The 19817-nt window shown below is 67.4% G+C and carries 16 protein-coding genes, 1 tRNA gene and 1 rRNA gene; 7 read left to right on the top strand and 11 right to left on the bottom strand.

Going from position 1 to position 19817, the window contains the following annotated elements:
* Positions 1 to 285: 285 nt before the first annotated feature.
* Both AB4Y91_RS09265 and AB4Y91_RS09260 read right to left on the bottom strand, forming a co-directional pair.
* Positions 286 to 362, bottom strand: a tRNA-Thr gene (locus AB4Y91_RS09265).
* Between the two features lie 149 nt (positions 363 to 511).
* Complete coding sequence (locus AB4Y91_RS09260; protein ID WP_441418196.1) at positions 512 to 1402, bottom strand: DsbA family protein; 891 nt, start codon at positions 1400 to 1402, stop codon at positions 512 to 514.
* 270 nt (positions 1403 to 1672) lie between these two features.
* On the opposite strand from AB4Y91_RS09260, the gene AB4Y91_RS09255 reads away from it, so the two are divergent.
* The 3 genes from AB4Y91_RS09255 (at position 1673) to AB4Y91_RS09245 (ending at position 4461) form a co-directional block, all read left to right on the top strand.
* Entirely contained in the window at positions 1673 to 3124 is a 1452-nt protein-coding gene (locus AB4Y91_RS09255) for an alpha,alpha-trehalose-phosphate synthase (UDP-forming) (RefSeq protein WP_441418392.1), read from the top strand.
* A complete protein-coding gene (gene otsB / locus AB4Y91_RS09250; RefSeq protein ID WP_441418195.1) occupies positions 3114 to 3926 on the top strand; it encodes a trehalose-phosphatase in 813 nt (270 codons plus the stop codon). The genes AB4Y91_RS09255 and otsB overlap by 11 nt, the downstream gene beginning before the upstream one ends.
* A 130-nt stretch (positions 3927 to 4056) precedes the next feature.
* A complete protein-coding gene (locus AB4Y91_RS09245; RefSeq protein WP_441418194.1) occupies positions 4057 to 4461 on the top strand; it encodes a hypothetical protein in 405 nt (134 codons plus the stop codon).
* Positions 4462 to 4486: 25 nt separating this feature from the next.
* On the opposite strand, the gene AB4Y91_RS09240 is transcribed toward AB4Y91_RS09245, so the two are convergent.
* Positions 4487 to 4897: a VOC family protein gene (locus AB4Y91_RS09240; RefSeq protein WP_441418193.1), complete on the bottom strand. Its 411-nt coding sequence runs from the start codon at positions 4895 to 4897 to the stop codon at positions 4487 to 4489.
* A 258-nt stretch (positions 4898 to 5155) separates the two neighbouring features.
* Here AB4Y91_RS09240 and AB4Y91_RS09235 point away from each other — a divergent pair, with 258 nt between their 5' ends.
* Positions 5156 to 6238 (top strand): ABC transporter ATP-binding protein, encoded by a 1083-nt coding sequence (locus AB4Y91_RS09235; protein ID WP_441418192.1) that lies wholly within the window; start codon positions 5156 to 5158, stop codon positions 6236 to 6238.
* A gap of 237 nt (positions 6239 to 6475) precedes the next feature.
* On the top strand, positions 6476 to 7885 hold the full coding sequence (locus tag AB4Y91_RS09230; RefSeq protein ID WP_441418391.1) for a DUF4032 domain-containing protein: 1410 nt from the start codon (positions 6476 to 6478) through the stop codon (positions 7883 to 7885).
* A gap of 106 nt (positions 7886 to 7991) precedes the next feature.
* Here AB4Y91_RS09230 and AB4Y91_RS09225 read toward each other — a convergent pair whose 3' ends face one another.
* The 5 genes from AB4Y91_RS09225 to AB4Y91_RS09205 all read right to left on the bottom strand — a co-directional run bounded on the left by AB4Y91_RS09225 (position 7992) and on the right by AB4Y91_RS09205 (position 15333).
* Positions 7992 to 9362 carry an FAD-binding oxidoreductase gene (locus AB4Y91_RS09225; RefSeq protein ID WP_441418191.1) on the bottom strand — a complete coding sequence of 457 codons (1371 nt, stop codon included), beginning with the start codon at positions 9360 to 9362 and terminating at the stop codon, positions 7992 to 7994.
* Positions 9363 to 9411: 49 nt separating this feature from the next.
* Positions 9412 to 11286: a glycoside hydrolase family 13 protein gene (locus AB4Y91_RS09220; protein ID WP_441418190.1), complete on the bottom strand. Its 1875-nt coding sequence runs from the start codon at positions 11284 to 11286 to the stop codon at positions 9412 to 9414.
* 2 nt (positions 11287 to 11288) lie between these two features.
* Entirely contained in the window at positions 11289 to 12251 is a 963-nt protein-coding gene (locus AB4Y91_RS09215) for a sugar ABC transporter permease (protein WP_441418189.1), read from the bottom strand.
* Positions 12248 to 13900, bottom strand: a complete 1653-nt coding sequence (locus AB4Y91_RS09210; protein WP_441418188.1) for an ABC transporter permease subunit — start codon at positions 13898 to 13900, stop codon at positions 12248 to 12250. The genes AB4Y91_RS09215 and AB4Y91_RS09210 overlap by 4 nt, the downstream gene beginning before the upstream one ends.
* A 122-nt stretch (positions 13901 to 14022) precedes the next feature.
* Complete coding sequence (locus AB4Y91_RS09205) at positions 14023 to 15333, bottom strand: sugar ABC transporter substrate-binding protein (protein ID WP_441418187.1); 1311 nt, start codon at positions 15331 to 15333, stop codon at positions 14023 to 14025.
* Positions 15334 to 15657: 324 nt separating this feature from the next.
* Here AB4Y91_RS09205 and AB4Y91_RS09200 point away from each other — a divergent pair, with 324 nt between their 5' ends.
* Both AB4Y91_RS09200 and AB4Y91_RS09195 read left to right on the top strand, forming a co-directional pair.
* Positions 15658 to 17403, top strand: a complete 1746-nt coding sequence (locus tag AB4Y91_RS09200; RefSeq protein WP_441418186.1) for a glycoside hydrolase family 13 protein — start codon at positions 15658 to 15660, stop codon at positions 17401 to 17403.
* A 2-nt stretch (positions 17404 to 17405) separates the two neighbouring features.
* Positions 17406 to 18437, top strand: coding sequence for a LacI family DNA-binding transcriptional regulator (locus AB4Y91_RS09195; protein WP_441418185.1), 1032 nt, complete (start codon positions 17406 to 17408; stop codon positions 18435 to 18437).
* Here the strand turns inward: AB4Y91_RS09195 and AB4Y91_RS09190 are convergent.
* The 3 genes from AB4Y91_RS09190 to rrf form a co-directional block, all read right to left on the bottom strand.
* Positions 18434 to 19123, bottom strand: a complete 690-nt coding sequence (locus AB4Y91_RS09190; protein WP_441418184.1) for a GNAT family N-acetyltransferase — start codon at positions 19121 to 19123, stop codon at positions 18434 to 18436. The genes AB4Y91_RS09195 and AB4Y91_RS09190 overlap by 4 nt on opposite strands.
* Positions 19116 to 19604 carry an SRPBCC domain-containing protein gene (locus AB4Y91_RS09185; protein WP_441418183.1) on the bottom strand — a complete coding sequence of 163 codons (489 nt, stop codon included), beginning with the start codon at positions 19602 to 19604 and terminating at the stop codon, positions 19116 to 19118. The genes AB4Y91_RS09190 and AB4Y91_RS09185 overlap by 8 nt, the downstream gene beginning before the upstream one ends.
* 124 nt (positions 19605 to 19728) lie before the next feature.
* A 5S ribosomal RNA gene (rrf, locus tag AB4Y91_RS09180) occupies positions 19729 to 19817 on the bottom strand; the annotation flags it as partial.

The following is a 19817-nucleotide window of genomic DNA, read 5'->3' as shown; positions in this document are numbered from 1 at the left end:
TGCAGGGCGTGACGTTGCTTGTCGCGTGGGCAGTCCGGCTGCTCCGGCGGCGAAGCAGTGGCGGCGGCTCCGGGGCACCCCCTCCCTGAGGCTTGCCTGCTCGGTCAGCAGCCCTGGCAAGTCAACCCGGCCTTCCCCAGGGACCCGTTTCGACGGTTCCCTGCGCACTCGACGTTGAGAAGCATCGAGTGGGCAGGGAACCGTCGAAACGGCGGCGCAGGCAGGCTCCAAGCGCACAAAAAACCCCTCCGTCCCGGGCAAAATCGCGGGGAATGGAGGGGTTCGTGGGGCCCCCTGTCGGATTCGAACCGACGACCCCCGCTTTACAAGAGCGGTGCTCTGGCCAACTGAGCTAAGGAGGCAATCCGCCGTCGTCGCCTGACCGAAAATCCGGCCCGACGCTGACTGCTAGATAAGGGTAGCCCACGGACCCCCGCCGGAGAAAAATGCCGGAAACGAGACAGCCCGGCCCCGGACGGATCCGGGGCCGGGCTGCTGTTTCGTGCGGCGGTTACTTCTTGGCGTCCACCGCGGCCTGCAGGAACTGCTCGAACGGGGTCTGTGCGCTGGCGCCCTTGCCCCACTGCTTGCCCTCGACGAAGACCGTCGGCGTACCCGTGACACCGATGGCCGCCGCCTCCTGGGTGGTGTACTTCACGTACGGGCGGTACGTCTTGTCATCCACGCACTTGTCGATGCTCTTGGCCCCGACGTCGGTCGCCATCGTCTTGAGCTCCGCGTCGGAGAGGCCCGCAGTGCCCTCGGCCGGCTGCTTGGCGAACAGGGCGTCAACGAAGTCCGAGTACTTTTCCGGGGATTCGTTCACGACACAGGCCGCGGCATTGGCGGCCCGCGAGGAGTAATTGGTGCTGGAGCGGCTGTCCAGGAAGCCCAGCGGACGGTACTCGACCGTAATCTTGCCCTCGTTGCGCAGCTTGGTGAGGGTGGGGTTGTACTGCGCCTCGAAGTTCTTGCAAACCGGGCAGATGAAGTCGATGTAGAGGACCACCTTGACCGGTTTGCCGGCCTCGGCCTCGGCGCCGGGTGCCTTGATGTCGGCGGGAGGCGTCGCGGCGGGCGAGGGCAGATCCGCGACATTGACGGTGGCCGGTTCGGTCTTCGCCACTGCGGTGTTGGCCAGCAGGGTGACGCCGCCGTGGACGTTGCCGTTGGCCGGCGTCGGGCCGGAGTCGGCTACCGGGGCGTTGTTCTTGATGTTCGAGGTGACCACCAGGGCCACAATCACGATGATGGCGACGACGGCGGCCACGATGCCCCAGCCGATGAGCAGCTTGTTGCGCTTTTCCTTCTTCAGCTGCGCCTCGCGGATCTCACGGGCTTTCTCGCGGGCCGCGGCGGTGCGCTCCGCTTTGGACTGACGGGGTTCGTTTGCGGCGCTCATTGGTTCCTCGTGTCGATCGGCCTGGGATGGTCCACTGGGTGGCAACTTCATCATTTTAGGGGAGAAACCTGAGGAGCTTGCGCTTTCAAGTTTCCTTCCGTGTGCCCAACGGACGAATAGCACAGAAGATTCCGCCCGGCTAGGGTGGATGAGAGCCACAAGCGACCCCAGGGGGCACCAATGCAAGCAACCGAGAGCGTTGAGCAGCGCGCCGAGCAGGAGACTGCACAGACAGCCGACGGGGGGCAACACACCGAGCCCGCCACCGAAATGCACGCCAACGCGTCGGAGCCAGGCGCCACCTTCGATTTCATGGTGGTGTCCAACCGCATGCCGGTCGACCGGTGCTCCCCGGATGAGCCCGGCTGCGAGGACGGCTGGCGCCGTTCCCCCGGCGGCCTGGTGACCGCGCTGGCGCCGATGATGACCAAGACCGACGGCGCCTGGGTGGGCTGGCACGGCGCCCCCGACGAGCACCTCGAGCCGTTCAGCCACGGCGGCATCGACCTCATCCCGGTCCAGCTCAGCACGCGGGACATCGAGCTCTTCTATGAGGGCTTCTCCAACGCCACGCTCTGGCCGCTCTACCACGACGTGATCGCCCCTCCCGAGTTCCACCGCGCCTGGTGGGACTCGTACCGCAAGGTCAACAAACGGTTCGCCGACGCCGTCGTCCGCCATGCCGCCAAGGGCGCCACTGTCTGGGTGCAGGACTACCAGCTGCAGCTGGTCCCCAAGATGCTCCGCGAGGCGCGCCCGGACCTCAAGATCGGCTTCTTCAACCACATCCCGTTCCCGCCGCCGGAGATTTTCGCGCAGCTGCCGTGGCGCCGCGCAATCATCGACGGGCTCCTGGGCGCGGACCTGGTGGGCTTCCAGCGCAGCAGCGACGCCGGGAACTTCATGCGCTCCGCCCGCCGCTTCCTCGGGGCCAGCGTCAAACAGCAGCAGGTCCACGTCAAGGGCGCCGACGGCGAAACCACGCACATTGCCCGCGCGCAGGCCTTCCCGATCTCCATCGACGTGAAGCAGATCAGTGAACTGGCGCGGAAGCCGGAGATCATCGAGCGCGCCAAGCAGATCCGCCGCGACCTCGGCAACCCCAAGACCATCCTGCTGGGCGTCGACCGGCTGGACTACACCAAGGGCATCCGGCACCGGCTCAAGGCCTACGAGGAACTCCTGCAGGACGGAAAGGTCACGGTGGAGGACGCCTCCCTGATCCAGGTTGCCAGCCCCAGCCGCGAACGCGTCGAACAGTACCGACTGCTGCGCGAAGAAGTGGAAGGCACCGTCGGCCACATCAACGGCACCTACGACACGATGCAGAACACCGCCGTCCGGTACCTGCACCACAGCTACCCGATCGAGGAAATGGTGGCCCTGTACCTGGCCGCCGACGTCATGCTCGTCACCGCCCTGCGAGACGGCATGAACCTGGTCGCCAAGGAATACGTCACGGCCCGGACCAACAACGACGGCGCCCTGGTGCTCAGCGAATTCGCCGGCGCCGCGGACCAGCTCAAACAGGCGCTCCTGATGAACCCGCACGACATCGACGGCCTCAAGGACACCATCATGAAGGCGGTCAACATGCAGCCCGCCGAGGCCGCTCGCCGGATGCGCGCGATGCGCAAGCAGATCCTCACCCACGACGTCGACCTCTGGTCCGCGGACTTCCTCAGCGCGCTCAAGGAAAAGGTGGTCCGCGATGACTCCTGAGCCCAACCCAGCCCGGACCAGCCTCTCCCTCTCCCCCGAACTGCTGGCGGCCGTGCACCGCGTCGCCGGCACGGAACAGCTGTTGGTAGCCATGGACTTCGACGGCACCATGGCCCCGCTGGTGGACCATGCGGGGGACGCCCGGGCACTGCCCCGCTCGGCCGCCGCCTTCGCCGCCCTCGCGGAGTTGCCGCGGACGACGACGGCGCTCATCTCCGGCCGGGCCCTGGACAGCCTGCGGGCGGTCGCCTCGCCGCCGGAGAACACCCTGCTGATCGGCAGCCACGGCGCGGAAGTCTGGATGGGCCCCGGTTCCACCGCACTCCAGCTCGACGACGCGCAGCGGGAACTGCTCGCGGACGTGCGGCGGATCCTGGCCGAGATCGTGGACGTCGCGCCCGGCACCCTGCTCGAAGACAAGCCCGCCGGCGTCGTGCTGCATACCCGCCTGGCCGCCGACGACGTCGCCGAGGATGCCGTGGCGGCCGCCAAGGCCGCCCTGCAGGACCGCGCGGGCGTCTTCCTCAAGACCGGAAACCGTGTGCTGGAAACCGCCGTCGTGCACGCCTCCAAAGGCGAGGGGATCTCATTCCTCCGCCAGGCCACCGGGGCCACCGCAGTCGTCTTCGCCGGCGACGACACCACGGACGAGGACGCCCTGGGCAGCCTCATCCGCGGGGACCTGGGCGTCAAGGTCGGATTGGACTTCACCCAGGCTGAGTTCCGGGTGGAGGCGCCTGTGCATGTCTCCGAGTTTCTGGAAGCGCTGCTGCGGGAACGGCGAAAGGCCGTCGGCGCCTAGGCAGTCGCCGCTCCGCTCCTGGACGCCTTCACCACGGCGCTCCCGGCACATCCTGTTGATGACCGCCTGCCCTCGCTAGACTTAAATTGCGCCGCACAAGACGCAGATTTCGTTTCGGGAAGGAACGATCATGACCAAGAACAGCGGCAAGGAAAACACCTCGGATGCAGCCGGTTCCGGCACGAACCCCGAGGAAAAAGACCTCCGGGGCCGGTACGTCGAAGGCGACTTCGGCAAGTCCGGCGCACAGTCCGGCCGGCACGCGGACGACGAGGAAGGCCAGTACATTGAAGGCAACTACGGCGCGGCGGGATCCGAAGGTGGACTGCCCGAACCGCTAGGCGACAAGGCCCGGGAATCGGGACGCTACGTCAGGGCGGACTACGGCGGGGCCGGATCTGCGCCGGCGCGCACCGCGGACTCGGAAGTCGGACGGTATTCCGAGGGCAACTACGGGACCGATGGCACGGTGGACCCCACGCGCAAAGCCCGCCCGCGAAAAGAGTCGGAACCGAACCCAACTGACTCACATTAGCTGACGATCAAGGCCTCAACGCCCATTAGCTGGATGCGGACTCCGGTTCGTAACCAATCAGCCAGTGAAGTCCGTGGCGGTCGACGACCTGGCCGTCTGAGGCGCCCCACGGCTTCGGGCCCAGGGGGTCCACCACCCGGCCGCCGGCCGAGAGCTTGTCGAACCACTCGTGCAGGACGGCCGGCGCGGCGGTCCCCAGGAGTGAGAGCATCAGGCCTTCGCACCGGACACCCTGCTGGCCCGCCGCCACATCCGATCCCGCCAGGGCTACAGGGCCGTTAAGCTGCCCGTGCGCGATGGCATCCGGCGGGCCGTCGGTGCGGTTGAACTCCTGATACGTAAACAGGGACAAGCCCCCGCCGAAAACGTCCGCGTAGAAGCCAAGCGCCTCCCGCGCCGTGCCGGGGAAGCTGACATAGATCTGCAAGGCCGTCATGGGCACAGCATACAGACCGCCCGGAGAGCCTGAGTGCGCAACCTCACCTGTGACATCCGTAACTTTTTAGCCCAAAAGCCAAAAATCTGACATACTCTGTATGTGATGTGGCGCACAACTACCGTGCGGCGTCATTGGATGCTCCTCGGCCTTGGCCGGGGAGCATGCGCATCCACCTCCGGATGCCACAACTGAATATGAAGAACCATTCACTACGGATCGTCCGGCACGTACCTGCCGGTGAAGGGATTGATAACTGTGGCTACAGTTACTTTTGATAACGCTACGCGTCTGTACCCGGGCACAGAGAAGCCCGCTGTTGACAAGCTCAACATTGAAATCGCCGATGGCGAGTTCCTGGTCCTCGTTGGACCCTCCGGCTGCGGAAAGTCCACCTCGCTGCGCATGCTCGCAGGCCTTGAGGACGTGAACTCCGGCCGGATCCTGATCGGTGACCGCGACGTCACGGACGTCCCGCCGAAGGACCGCGACATCGCCATGGTCTTCCAGAACTACGCCCTGTACCCGCACATGACGGTCGCGGACAACATGGGCTTCGCGCTTAAGATTGCCGGCGTCAGCAAGGAAGAACGCGCCGAGCGTGTCCGTGAAGCCGCCAAGCTCCTGGACCTCGAGCCGTACCTGGACCGCAAGCCGAAGGCCCTCTCCGGCGGCCAGCGCCAGCGTGTCGCCATGGGCCGCGCAATCGTGCGTAACCCGCAGGTGTTCCTGATGGACGAGCCGCTGTCCAACCTGGATGCCAAGCTCCGCGTGCAGACCCGCACGCAGATCGCGTCGCTGACCCGCCGCCTCGGCGTCACCACCGTCTACGTCACCCACGACCAGGTCGAGGCCATGACCATGGGCGACCGCGTCGCTGTGCTCAAGGACGGCCTGCTGATGCAGGTGGACACCCCGCGCAACCTCTACGACAAGCCGAAGAACGTCTTTGTCGCCGGCTTCATCGGCTCCCCCGCCATGAACCTGCTCGAACTCCCCGTTGTCGACGGCGGCGTGCAGTTCGGGGGCACCGTTTACCCGGTCCCGCGCGATGTCCTTGAGGACGCTTCCGGCTCCACCGTCACGCTGGGCACCCGTCCGGAAGACCTCGAGACTGCGCCGCAGGGCGAGGGCCTCCAGGTCGAGGTCGACGTCGTCGAAGAACTCGGCGCCGACGCCTACGTCTACGGCCACACCACGCTGGACGGCAAGGACCACGACATCGTGGCCCGCGTCGACGGCCGCCGTCCCCCGATGAAGGGCGAGACCGTCTGGGTCCGCCCGCAGTCGGGCCACGTGCACCTGTTCGACACCAAGACCGGCCTGCGCCTGGGCGAATAGTCCCCACCGGCCCCCTAACCTCGCTTCGCTTCGGTTAGGGATCCCTGCCGGCGTGGGCCCACCCACCGGCCCCCTAACCTCGCATCGCTTCGGTTAGGGATCCCTGCCGGCGTGGGCCCACGTCAGCATCCGACGGCGGTCCTCCTCCGGGAGGGCCGCCGTCGGCCGTTAACCGGCAGATTTTAGGCGAGGCCCGCCCTCGTACGGGAGAATTGCGTTATGACCGAGGAAAACCGCATGACCGAGGACAACGGTGCCCAGTGGCACGACGAACCCACTGACTACGGCCAGATCGGCAAGCTGCCCCGGTACGAGGCCGCCAGCGCCAACGACAAGGCCGTCTCCAGTTCGCTGAGCATCACCGCCGCGGCCACGGAGCCCGAACTGCTGGACCTGCCCTGGCACATCGCCCTGGAGGACTGGCCGGCGGAATACCTCGCCGCCCTCCCCCGCGGCATCTCCCGGCACATCGTGCGGTTTGCCCACCTGGGCGGCTCGGTGATCGCCATCAAGGAAACCTCGGAGCACATCGCCCGGCACGAGTACCACATGCTCCGCAAGCTCGCCCGGCTGGATGTCCCCTGCGTGGAGCCGGTCGCTGTCATCACCGGCCGCACCACCCCGGAGGGCCGGCCGCTGAATCCCGTGCTGGTCACCCGGCACCTGAAGTTCTCCATGCCGTACCGCGCGCTGTTCTCGCAGATGCTGCGCAAAGACACCCTGACCCGCCTGATCGACGCCCAGGCCCTGCTGCTGGTCCGGCTGCACCTGATCGGCTTCTACTGGGGCGACGTCTCGCTCTCCAACACGCTCTTCCGCCGCGACGCCGGCGCCTTCGCGGCCTACCTCGTGGACGCCGAAACCGGCGAGCTGTACCCGGACCTGTCCACCGGACAGCGCGAGTACGACCTGGAAATCGCCCGGGTCAACATCGCCGGAGAACTGATGGACCTGCTCGACGGTGGCCTGATCGAGGAAAAGGTCGATCCGGTCGCCACCAGCGAGCTCATCATGGAGAGCTACCGGCGGCTCTGGACCGAGCTGACGGAAAAGGAATCCTTCGAAATCGGTGAGCGCTGGCGGGTGGCCGCACGCATCCGCCGGCTCAACGAACTGGGCTTCGACGTCGAGGAATACGCCATCAAGACCACGCAGAACGGCTCCACGATCCAGCTTCAGCCCAAGGTGGTGGACGCGGGGCACCATCAGCGCCGGCTGCTGCGCCTGACCGGCCTCGATGCGCAGGAAAACCAGGCCCGGCGGCTGCTGAACGACATGGACTCCTTCCGGGCGGATAACAACCCCGGCATGGACGAGGAATACAGCGCGCACCTGTGGGTAAGCCAGATCTTCGAGCCGATCGTCCGGTCGATCCCGCGCGACCTCTCCGGGAAGCTCGAACCGGCGGAGGCCGTGCACGAGATCCTGGAACACCGCTGGTACATGTCCGAGAAGGAGAACCGGCACATTCCGCTGGCCGAGGCTGTGCAGTCCTACATCGATTCCGAGCTCCGGCACCGCCGGGACGAGGCCGCGATCATGCTGAACCCGGACACCGAACTGCTCAAGATCCTGGAAGTCGAAACCGAGGAGTCCCGGTACGGCGACGACGAGGCGATCGACGAATACCCGGACTCCGACGACTGAACACCCGCTTCCCGGCCCAACTAGCTCGCATTAGTTGTCGCTTTGAGAGTTCACAACGACAACTATTGCGAGCTAGTTGGGTGGAACCGGTTCCGGCACAGCCGGGCTAAATCGCCTTGCCGGGGTTAAGGATCCCGGCCGGGTCGAAGAGCTCCTTGATCCGGCGCTGCAGTTCGCGCACCGGTTCCTTCTGCTCCAGGCCCAGCCAGCGCAGCTTGTACTGGCCGACGCCGTGCTCCCCCGTGATGGTGCCGCCCATCGCGAGGGCCACGGTGACCGAGTTGTCCAGGGCCGCTCCCAGCCGTTCCATGGCCGCGGCGTCCACCGCATCGCCGGCCCGGTCCACCCAGAAGGTGGGGTGCAGGTTGCCGTCACCGGCGTGGGCCACCACCTTGAGCTCGACCTGGTGCCGCACGGCCATCGCCTCCAGCTCCGCAACGTAGTCCACCAGCCGGGACCGCGGCACGGCGACGTCCTCGCCCACCCGGTATTCGTCGTCGACCTCGACGCCGCGGCTGTTGCGGCGGAGTTCCACCAGCTGTTCGGCCTCGGCACTGGCTTCCATGGTCACCACCGCTCCGCCTGCGGCCAGCAGCGGCCGGATCGCGGCGGCCTCCGCGGCGGCGCCGAAACCGTCGGTCTGGATCAGCAGCAGCGAGGCGCCCCGCGAGGCCAGGTCCGAGCCGTGGGCGTCGTCGAGCTGGGCGAGCGAGCCGCCGTCGAGCAGTTCCATGATGGCCGGCTGCACGCGCGCCTTGCCCACCGCGAGGACGCCCGCCGCGGCGCTGCGGAAGTCGGGATAGAACGCGGCGATGGTGTGGACTTCCCGGGGCAGGTACTTCAGCCGCACCGTGATCCCGACGACGATCCCGAGGGTGCCCTCGGAGCCCACGAACAAGCCCGTGAGGTCGTAGCCGGCCACACCTTTGAAGGTCTGGTGCCCGGTATGGATCAGCGTGCCGTCCGCCAGCACGACGTCGAGCGCCAGCACGGAGTCCCGCGTTACCCCGTACTTCGCGCAGCGCAGGCCGCCGGCGTTCGTGGCGACGTTCCCACCAATGGTGGAGATCCGGTAGCTGGCCGGGTCCGGCGCGTACATCAGGCCGTGCATCGCAGCGGCGTCGTTCAGTGCGGCGTTGATGACGCCGGGTTCGACGACGGCGGTCTCGTCGTCCGGGTTGAGGTCCAGGATGCGGTTCATCCGTTCCAGGCTGAGGACCACGCAGCCTTCGCTGGCGTGGGCGCCCCCGGAGACCCCGGTGCCCGCGCCGCGGGGCACCAGTGGAATCCGGTGGGCGGCACAGGCACGGACGGCGGCCTGGACGTCCGCCACCGATTCGGCCAGGACCACGGCCTGCGGGAGCTGGTAGTCCAGTACAGGCGCCTGGTCCACGGCGTACGCCGCCAGGGCCGCCTCATCCACGGTGACCTTCGCCCCGCCCAGGGCGGACGTCAACTCCTCAACAATGCCGCGCATGCGCTCTCCAGTTCTCCGTCGAATCCGGCCGTCAGTCTCGCCCTTCAGTCTAGGGTGCCGGCAGCACCACGCCCGGCAGCACCCAGAGGGCGGCCGCTGGGCCGCCACTGCGGAAGAGCGCGCCTGCGGCCCCCGGCTCCGCCACGATGTCGCCGGCAGCAAAGACATGCGGTTGCGCAAGCGCGGCGAGCTGCCCGGCGGAGAGCAGGCCAGTGGCGAGTTCGACGTCTGCGGCGGTCCTGGCCACGACCACCAGCACCGTGCTGTCCGCGGTTTCCCGCACAAAGGCCAGCGCGTCCCCCTGCGCGTGCAGCCAGCGGAGTCCGCCGCCGGTGAGGGCGGGCTGTTCCCGGCGCAGCGCGGTAAGCGCGGCATACGTGCCACGGAGGTCGGCCAGGATCCGCGCGGGGTCGGTCCAGGGCATGGGCGTGCGGGAAAACTCCCCGTTGTCGCCCTTGAGCCCGAACTCGTCCCCGGCAAACACCACCGGCACGCCGGGCAGGGTGAACATCAGCACAGCGCCCAGCTGCTGGCCGCCGTCGATCATGACCGTGGCGGCCCGGGCGGTGTCGTGGCTATTCAGGGCATTCATGTTCTGCTGCCGGACGTCCCAGCTGAAGGCGGCGGCCAGGTCCTGGTGCGTGGCGAGGAAATCTTCAGCCCCGATCCGGTTGGGCCCGGGCAGCGGTGTGCCGAAGAAGTTGACGTGCCCGGCGTCGCCGGAGAGCCAGGCCCACAGCGGGCGGGTGAAATTGGAGTACGTCATGGCGCCGTGCCAATGTTCGCCGCTGAAATCCGGAGCGGCGTCGTTGGTCGCCTCCGCCAGCAGCGCCGCGTCCGGGTTGATCCCGCGGACCCGCTCCGCGATCAGCCGGGCCACTTCCTGATTGAGGTCGGTCGCCCCGAGCCGTCCGGTCATGTTGCCGACGTCGATCCGCCAGCCGTCCAGGCTGAACGGCGGGCGGAGCCAGCGGGCTACCGGGGATTTGTCGTCCAAGACGAACTTGTCCCGCAGGCCGGCCGAGGACCAGTTCAGCTTGGGCAGCGACGGCACGCCGTACCAAGCCTCGTAGGAGCTGTGGTCCTCGTTGAAGTAGTAGTAGTCGGCTTCCTCGGAGTCCGGTGCCGCCAGGGCGCGCTGGAACCATTCGTGCGCGTCGCCGGAGTGGTTGGCGGTGAGGTCCCCCATCACTTTCAGGCCGCGGGCGTGGGCCGCTTCCACGAGTTCGACCAGGGCCGCGTCGCCGCCCAGCAGCGGGTCCACCATGGAAAAGGTCGAGGCGTCATAGCGGTGGTTGGACCGCGCGGGAAAGAACGGCGTCAGGTAAATGATGTCCGCCCCGAGCCCCTGGATGTGGTCCAGGTGTTCCGTGACACCGTGCAGGTCGCCGCCGTAGAACTGGAAGGGTGTCTCGGCGGACGAGCCTTGCACTTCGGTGCCGTCCCAGTCGCTGGGCACGGCCCAGTCCGGGACCGGCTGCGCCGCTGCCCGGGCCGAGCGCGCGAAACGGTCCGGGAAGACCTGGTACATGGTGCCTTGGCGCAGCCACGGCGGGCCGGCCGGGAACGTAGTCAGCCGGAAGTCCGCGTAGTCGGAGACGTCCCTGCTGAACAGGCCCTGCGCGTTGAGGGTCCAGTACCGCGCGTCGGCCTCGATCAGGAACCGGTAGCGGGCCACCGGGTTGGTGACCGCCATGTCAGCTTCCCACCACACCCAGCCGTCGGCCTCGCCGATGTTCACGCAGCCCGTGTACCGGGGTTCGCCGTCGTGCACGGAGCGGAGCCAGACCCGGCTGGCCCGGCCCCACGCGTCCGGGATGCGGATCCGGAGCCGGGCCGCGGCTCCGGCCTCCACCGTTTGCGGTGCGTGCAGGCCGGACCCGTCGTGGTGCGGCAGCAGCCCGGCCATGCCAGCGCCGGACATGCCTAGCCCTTCACCGAGCCCTGCGTGAGCCCGCTGACGATGTAGCGCTGCAGGAACAGGAACAGGGCCATCACCGGGATGGCGCTGATGACCGCGCCGGCGGCAAAGACACCCCAGTTCTCGGAGCGCTGCTGCGCCACGAAGGAGTAGAGCCCGACGGCGAGGGTCTGGCTGTCCGGGTCCGTGAGCACCACGGACGCGATCACGAATTCGCCGGAGATGCCGATGAAGGACAGCAGCCCCACGACGGCCAGGATCGGCGTGACCAGGCGCATGATAATGCCGAAGAAGATCTGGCTGTGGCTCGCACCGTCAATCTTGGCGGCCTCGTCCAGGGACTGCGGCACGGTGTTGAAGAAGCCGTACATCAGGTAGGTGTTCACGCCCAGGGCGCCGCCCAGGTAGACCATGATCAGGCCCAGCTGGCTGCCCAGGCCCAGGGCGGGGATGACCTCGGAGATGCCGCTGAGCAGCAGGAAGATGGCGACGACGGCCAGCAGCTGCGGGAACATCTGCAGCAGGAGCAGGCTCAGCAGGCCCACCCGGCGGCCCGTGAAGCGCATCCGGGAGAAGGCATACGCGGCCATCGCCCCGAGGAACACCGTGGCCGCGGAGGTCACGCCGCCCACCACCATGGTGTTCAGGAACCACTGCGCAAAGGGCCGCGAGGGCATGTCGAACAGGGCGGTGAAGTTCCCGAAGTCGATCTTGCTGAACAGCGCGTTGGAACCCACCAGGGTGCCGGTGGAGTTCAGTGCCGCCGAGAGCACGTAGAGCAGCGGGAAGACGGCGAAGATCGTCACGATGACGCCCACCAGGTGGCGCCAGCCCTTGTCCTTGAACCAGACGCCGAAGGGGCGCCGGCGCTGCAGCGACTTGAGGTATTCGACGTCGGTGGTGCCGGTGGTGATGCCCTGCTCGGCCTGGTGCGCCGGAGCCGCGGTGCGCGGTGCTGACCCGTTCATGAGTTCACGTCCTCGAGTGCCTTGGTCTGCTTGAAACTGATGGCCGAAACGGTGGCCACGATGATGAAGATGATGATGGCGAGGGCGCTGGCCAGGCCGTAGTCACGGCCGGTGCCCTGCCCGAAGGCAACCTTGTAGACGAGGGTGATCAGGATGTCGGTGGCTCCGATGTCCCGGTCGGTGTCGGCGAACCGGGGTCCGCCGCCGGTGAGCATGAAGATCACGTTGAAGTTGTTGAAATTGAAGGCGAAGGAGGAGATCAGCAGCGGGGCGATCGAGACCAGCAGCAGCGGCAGCTTGATGGAGCGGAACACGCGCCACGGGCCGGCGCCGTCCATCCGGGCGGCCTCGTCCAGTTCGTTAGGCAGCGACTGCAGGGCGCCGGTGCAGACCAGGAACATGTAGGGGAAGCCGAGCCAGAGGTTGACCACCAGGACGCTGATCTTGGCCAGGACCGGATCCGTAAGCCAGCCGATCGAGGCCCCGCCAAGCAGGGTCTGGTTGAGCCAGCCGAACTCCGGGTTGAGGATGCCGGACCAGACCAGGCCGGTGAGGAACGCGGGGAAAGCGTACGGCAGGATCATCAGGATCCGGTACACCTTCTTGCCCTTGAGGTCTTCGCGGTTGAAGGTGATGGCCAGGAACAGGCCCATGGCGAAGGTCAGCGCGACGGAGGCCACGGCGAAGGTGAAGGTCCAAAGGATGACGCCCAGCAGGGGTCCGCGCAGGCTCGGGTCGGTGAAGGCGCGGGCGAAGTTCTCCATCCCGACGTCGATCTTCCAGCCGGTGGACAGTGTCTCACCGTTGTCCGCGGCGAAGGCGCCCTTGCCGTTGTCGCGGTAGACCGCACCCGTGGTGGTGTCGGTGAAGGTGTCAGCGGCCGCGTCGTACTTCAGCGCCGGCTTGAACTGGTAGGCGTTGCTGCCGTCCGCGGTGCGCAGCGTGCCGTCGGCCGGGTTCGCGGAGACCGGCACGGTGATGTCCAGGATGCTTTGCTGGTTGGCCACGATTTCCTGGAAGTTCAGGGTTTGGTAGCCGTCCAGCGTCTTGGCCTTGCCGGTGGAGTCCTTGACGGCCCCGGAGACCTCCTTGAGCGGCGTCTCGGTGCTGCCGAGCGAGACCTTGCCCTGCGGGTCCGTGAAGAGCAGGTAGAAGGAGTTGTCCTTGGCCAGCACGGCTGTCTTGTAGGCCGGGGAGTCGGGTACCCGCTTCTGTGCGGTGAGCTGGATGGCGGCGATCGCGTCATCCTTGGTGCTGTTGTGGCCGTCGCCGTAGTTGGTGAAGGCGATGTAGCCGCTGAACATGACCACGAAGACCTGGAAAACCAGCAGGAAGAGCACGCCCGGGGCCAGGTACTTGGCGGGCAGGCCGCCCTTGCGCAGGTAGATCCAGTTGATCACCACTACGACGGCGGCGGAGACTCCCAGGGCCAGCCAGGACTGGCTCAGGAAGAGCATGATCAGGACGTAGACAGCGAGGGCATCGACAAGGCCCAGCAGCACGATCTTGGCGATGGTGCCCTTCACCCCCTCGGGGCCGGTCCGGCGTTGGCGGAGGGTTCTGGCCTGCCGGCCGGAGGTTGTGGTGGCGGGGTCCGGGGCGGACGACGCTGCGGGCTCGGTGTCCTCGCGGAGTTCGGTTTCTGACATGGCTGTCTACAGTCCTTGGGAGAAGCTGGGGTGATGCAGGAACGGGCCGGGCAGCCTGGTGGCCGCCCGGCCCGGTGCTGCCGGTTCCCGGCGCGTGGAAGCGTCAGGAACCGGCGCGGGGACTAACCCTTGATTTTGCTCTTGATGCTGGCTGCCATCTTGGCCCAGTCAGCAGCCGGGTCGCCCTGGCCCTTGATCAGGGCGAGCTCGGTGGCTCCCCAGTCAGCCCAGACAGCACTCATTTCCGGGATAGCCGGCATCGGGACGCCGGTGGCGCCGATCTTGCCGAAGGCGGCAACAACCGGGTCGCTGGCTGCCTTGTCGAAGGAGGCCTTCAGTGCCGGCGGGCGGCCGCCGGCCTTGTACATGGAGTCCTGGGCTGCCTCGGAGGTCAGGTAGTTGGTGACGAACTCATTGGTGGCCAGGGCGTTGGCGCTCTTGGCGCTGATGAAGAAGCCGTTGACGCCGATGAACGGCTGGGCCGGCTGGTCGCCGGCGGTCGGCAGCTCGTCAACGGCGAACTTGATGCCCTTCTTCTGTACGTCCGGGAGGTTCCACGGGCCGGTCAGGTAGTACGGGGACTCGCCGGCGAGGAACTTCTCCTTGGCGATGTCACCGGTGATGTTGGAGTTGATGATCTTTTCGCCCTTGTCGCCCCAGGCGGTGAGCTTCTTGGCGAACTCGACGCCGGCAGCGTCGCCGATCAGGAGCTGCTTCGGGTCGTAGCCGCCGTCGGCAGCCTTGCCGAAGACCTGCGAGCCCATGGAGGCCTGCAGCGGGTACAGGTGGTACGGGTCGCCCTGCTTCGGGTCCATGCCGACGAGGAACGGGAACTTGGCCTTGCCGTCTGCGACTGCCTTCTTGCCGTTGGCAATGACCTCGTCCATGGTCTTGGCCGCGTCGGGCACGATGGCCGTGTTGCGCAGCAGTGCGATGTTTTCGATCGCGTAGGGAACACCGTAGACCGAGCCGTTGAAGGACATGGCCTTGATCGAGGACTCCTGGAAGGCGTCCTTCTTGTCGCCAAGCTCGACGGGTGCGATCACGCCGTTCTGGACGAACTTGCCTACCCAGTCGTGCGGGCCGACGATGAGGTCCGGGCCCTTGCCCGTCGGGACCTGGGTGATGAAGTCGTCGCGCACAGCTGCGAAGTCCTTGACGACGAGCTTCACGTCGATTCCGGTGTCAGCCTTGAACTTCGCGGTGATGTCCTTCAGAGCGGGTGAACGCTCGGCGTCGACCCACATGGTGATCGTGCCGGCGCCGCCGGACTTGAGGTCCGGCTTCGCGGAGGCGGAGGCCGTGGCCGTGGCCGGACCGGAGGCTGCTGCGCCGCCGCAGGCGCTGAGCGCCAGCGCTGCAACAACGGAGATCGCACCGGCCGTGAATACCCGGCGGCTGGTTCCGGTTGTGAGGGTGTTCTGCACCTTCATTGGTGTCCCTTTCATAAAATCCTGCATCCACGCGTAGGGCTCTTCGGAAGTCTCCTGGGCCCGGTGGCATCGTCGGTGATGTGGCTCACAGCTGCAAGCGCTTCCAAGCTACACGGTGATGGACGCTTTGGAAAGTCATTCTAGCGTGGCGTGTCGCGGGGCGGCGACCACGCTGGGAGACTGCGAGACACCTCTAGAAGGCCTAGTGGCGCGGAACATACGGGCCCATGCCGCGGATCCACCCCAGGCTCCCCGAGCAGACTCAAAAGATTTATTGACTGGAAGCGTTTTCAATTTGGACGTCGGGGACTTACGATTACCGGCATGTCCGTTGATTCAGTACTCACAGCCCCCGCCGCACTGGCCGGCCCGCTGACCCTGGTGCACGCTGCAGATGACACCCCCGGCTGGTGGCGCTCCGCCGTGATCTACCAGGTGTACCCGCGCTCGTTCCGGGACCTGAACGGCGACGGCGTCGGCGATCTGGCCGGCATCACCGCCGAACTCCCGCAGCTCGCCGAGCTGGAGATCGACGCGGTCTGGCTCTCGCCGTTCTACCGCTCCCCGCAGCGCGACGCCGGCTACGACGTCAGCGACTATTGCGACGTCGATCCCCTGTTCGGCACCCTGGCGGATTTCGACGCCATGATGGCCGAGGCCACGCGCCTCGGGCTGCGGCTGATCGTGGATCTCGTGCCCAACCACTGCTCGGACCAGCACTCCGCCTTCCAGGCGGCGCTGGCAGCCCCCGCTGGCAGCCCGGAGCGGGACATGTTCATCTTCCGGGACGGCCGCGGTGATTCCGGCGAGCAGCCCCCGAACAACTGGCAGTCGCACTTCGGCGGACCGGCGTGGACCCGGATCATCGAACCGGACGGCACCCCCGGCCAGTGGTACCTGCACCTTTTCGACACCTCCCAGCCCGACTTCAATTGGGACAACGACGCCGTCCACGCCGAATTCGAACGCGTCCTGCGCTTCTGGCTGGACCGCGGCGTCTCCGGCTTCCGGGTCGACGTCGCCCACGCACTCGTCAAGGCGCCGGGCCTGCCCGAATGGGGCGGCCGCGCCGACGGCAACAGCTCGCACGGCTTCCCCGGGCACGAAGCCCCGATGTTCGGCCAGCCGGCGCTGCATGACATCTACCGGACCTGGCGCCGGATCCTGGCCGAATACGGCCCCGACCGCATCCTCTGCGCGGAAGCGAACGTGGACCCGCTCCCCCGGCTCGCCGACTGGGTCCGCCCGGACGAAATGCACCAGGCCTTCAACTTCCCTTACCTGCACGCCGGCCTGGACGTGCACCGGATGCGCCACGTCATCACGGAGTCATTGACCGCCCTGGACGCCGTCGGTGCGCCGAGCACCTGGGTGCTGTCCAACCACGACGTCGTTCGGCACGCCACCCGCTTCGGCTACAACGGACCAGCGCCCCGCGACGGGGACGGCATCGGCCCCGCCGACGTGCAGCCGGACGAGGAACTCGGACGCTCCCGGGCTGCGGCGGCCTCCATGTTCATGCTGGGCCTGCCCGGCGGCGCGTACCTCTACCAGGGCGAGGAACTCGGCCTCCCCGACGGCATCGACATTCCGGACAGCCAGCGCCAGGACCCCACCTTCGGTCGGACCGGCGGCGAGCGTCTGGGCCGGGACGGCTGCCGGGTGCCGCTGCCATGGCGTTCCGGCGAGCCCCACGCGGGCTTCGGCGCCGGAGCGGATCCGTGGCTGCCGCAGCCGGCGAGCTTCGCAGAGCTGGCCCGGGACGCGCAGGCCGCGTCGCCGTCGTCGCACCTGTCCCTGTACCGGCGGATGCTGGCGCTCCGGCGCGAGCTCAGCCTCGGCCAGGGCTCCCTCAACTGGATTGAAAACTGGTGCACGGACACCTCGCTGGCCTACCTCAACGGCACCACCGCGGTGCTGCTGAACGTCGGGCAGGAACCGCTCGAACTGCCCGCCGGACAGGTGCTGCTGCGCAGCTCCGTGTCGGGGGAACAGGGTGAAGACGCCCATCGGTTAAGCTCAGGTGAAACTGTTTGGCTGGAAATCTACATCGAGGACACGGAGAGCTAAAAATGCCCGGCATCAAGGACGTCGCGGAACGGGCCGGCCTCTCCATCGCCACCGTTTCGCGCGCCTTGAGCGGCAAGGGCAATGTCTCGGCCCAGAGCCGTGAGCGCGCCCAGGCCGCCGCAACCGAACTCGGCTTTGTCCTGTCCTACCACGCCTCCAGCCTGGCGTCCGGGCGGAACCACAACGTCGGCGTCGTGGTTCCGTCCGTGCACCGCTGGTTCTTCTCCTCGGTGGTGGAGGGCGTATCCGCGACCCTGCTCGACGCCGGCTACGACCTCACGCTGTACAACGTCAGCGAGGGCGAGGAGCGCCGGCACAGCGTGCTCAACGACTTCCTGCTGCGCAAGCGCGTGGACGCGGTCATTGCGGTCTCCCTGGAGCTCAGCGAGGCCGAGATCCAGCAGCTGCTCGCCATCCACCGCCCCATCGTGGGGATTGGCGGGCCCCTGCCGGGCGCCTCGACGATCCGGATCAACGACTCGGGCATCGCCGAGGCGGCCGCCCGGCACCTGATCCAGCTTGGCCACAGCAGGATTGCGCATATGACCGGTGACGCGGCGTATGAGAAGGACTTCCGGCTGCCGGGCACGCGCCAGGGCGGCTTTACCAAGGCCATGCGCGACGCCGGGCTGACGATCCGTCCGGAATGGCTGGTCTCCGCCGACTTCACCATCCAGGGTGCGTACGCCAGCGCCCGTCAGCTGCTCGGCAGTTCCCCGGAACGCCCCACGGCGGTCTTCGCGGCCTCGGATGAGATGGCGATCGGCACCATCCTCGCCGCCCGCGACTTCGGACTGCGCGTTCCCCAGGATCTGTCCGTCATCGGCATCGACGGCCACGAACTGGGCGAACTATTCGGCCTCACCACCATCGACCAGGATCCTCGCGGTCAAGGGGCGATGGCGGTCCGCCGTCTGCTCGCAGGGCTCGACGGCGGCGCGGACACGGCGGCGGCGGACACCGAGTATCCGACGAAATTTGTGATCCGTTCCAGCACGGCCGTCCCGCCGGCCGACGCCGCACCCTTGCGCTAGCTGTACTCTGCCGGCGCTTCTGTAGCTTCTGGTGCTTCTAGTGCGCAGGGCGCGTCCAAGGGAAGTTCCATGATGATCTCCGAGCGGTCCGGATCAAGCGGGTAGGGTTCCCGCCGTCCGGTGTCCTTGAACCCGTGCCGGGAGTAGAACGCCTGGGCACGGCCGTTTGCCTCGTGCACGCCAAGTTCCAGCACGACGGCGCCGAGCTCATCCCGGGCACCGGCGATGGCCCGCCGCAGCATCTCGTCGGCCAGGCCGGAGCCCCGCAACTCCGGGCCCACGTAGACGCTGAGCAGCACTGCCTGGCGCGGACGGTCAGGATCCTGCGGGACCTTCGGCACAACGCGCATCAGTGCCCGCAGCCTGGCAGCGGCAAGGTCTTCACCGGCAGGCACTTTGACCTCGGCAGGCACCCCGCCGGCAGGGAGCGGCGAGGCGGAATGCGGGCTATCAGCCGGCTCCGCGGCATCTCCGGCCACGAGGGATACGCAACCCGAAGCCGCCATCAGCGCGGCGCGCTCCTGCCATTGCCGGTCCGTTTGCTCCCGGGCCGAGTCGAGGCTCTCCACGTAAGCCGTGGGCGCATCCTCCAGCATTTCCAGCCGTAGGGCGCGGTACTGTTTCCACTCCCCCGCTTCGAACCGACGGATCACGGGCCGGGTCACCGGCAGCTCACCGTCAGTCATCGGCGCCGCCCATAAACCGGACGAACCGCTGCAGCACGCCGGGCCAGCCCGTCTGGTAGTCCGCTCGCGTAGCGGCGGGGTCCTGCGCGCCCTCCCAGCCGCTGTGCACCAACCGGAGCTCGGTGCCGCCCTCAACGGCCAGGAAGGCCACCCGCAGCTCCGTGGACCACAGGGCCTGCGTCCCGGGATGCCAGGTGGCGTGGAAGGACAAGGGTGGCTGCCAGTCGTCGATGGACCCCCAGATGGCGGTCCTGCCGTCGTCTGCGGTCTCAAGAATGAGGCTTTCCTCGAACTCAACATAAGAGCCCAGGCCGTAGACGCTGTGGCCCTCGAGCGGCCACCAGAGGTGCGTGTGCTCGGTGAAACCCATGAAAGCCCGAGCCACGGGGCCGGGGACAACGACGGTGCATACCACCGGCTCCAGCCCTTCGGCCGGCTCGGGTTCCGGGGCTGCCGCGGCGTGGCTGAAGAGGTTATCCATAGGCATCAACTTTACAAGGGTCGGTGGTGTGCACGCCGGGAGTGCGGGAGGGGCGCTATACGTTTTTGGGGTTAAAGGGGGAGAGCCTCCAACCTGGTGGTTGGAGGCTCTCGACCTAATGTATGTCCGGCGGTGACCTACTCTCCCACACCCTCCCGGGTGCAGTACCATCGGCGCTGTGGGTCTTAGCTTCCGGGTTCGGGATGGGACCGG

Origin of the sequence: Arthrobacter sp. YAF16, assembly GCF_052113385.1 — a bacterium.
Lineage (GTDB): Bacteria > Actinomycetota > Actinomycetes > Actinomycetales > Micrococcaceae > Arthrobacter.
This window is presented reverse-complemented; position numbering and strand designations above follow the sequence as displayed.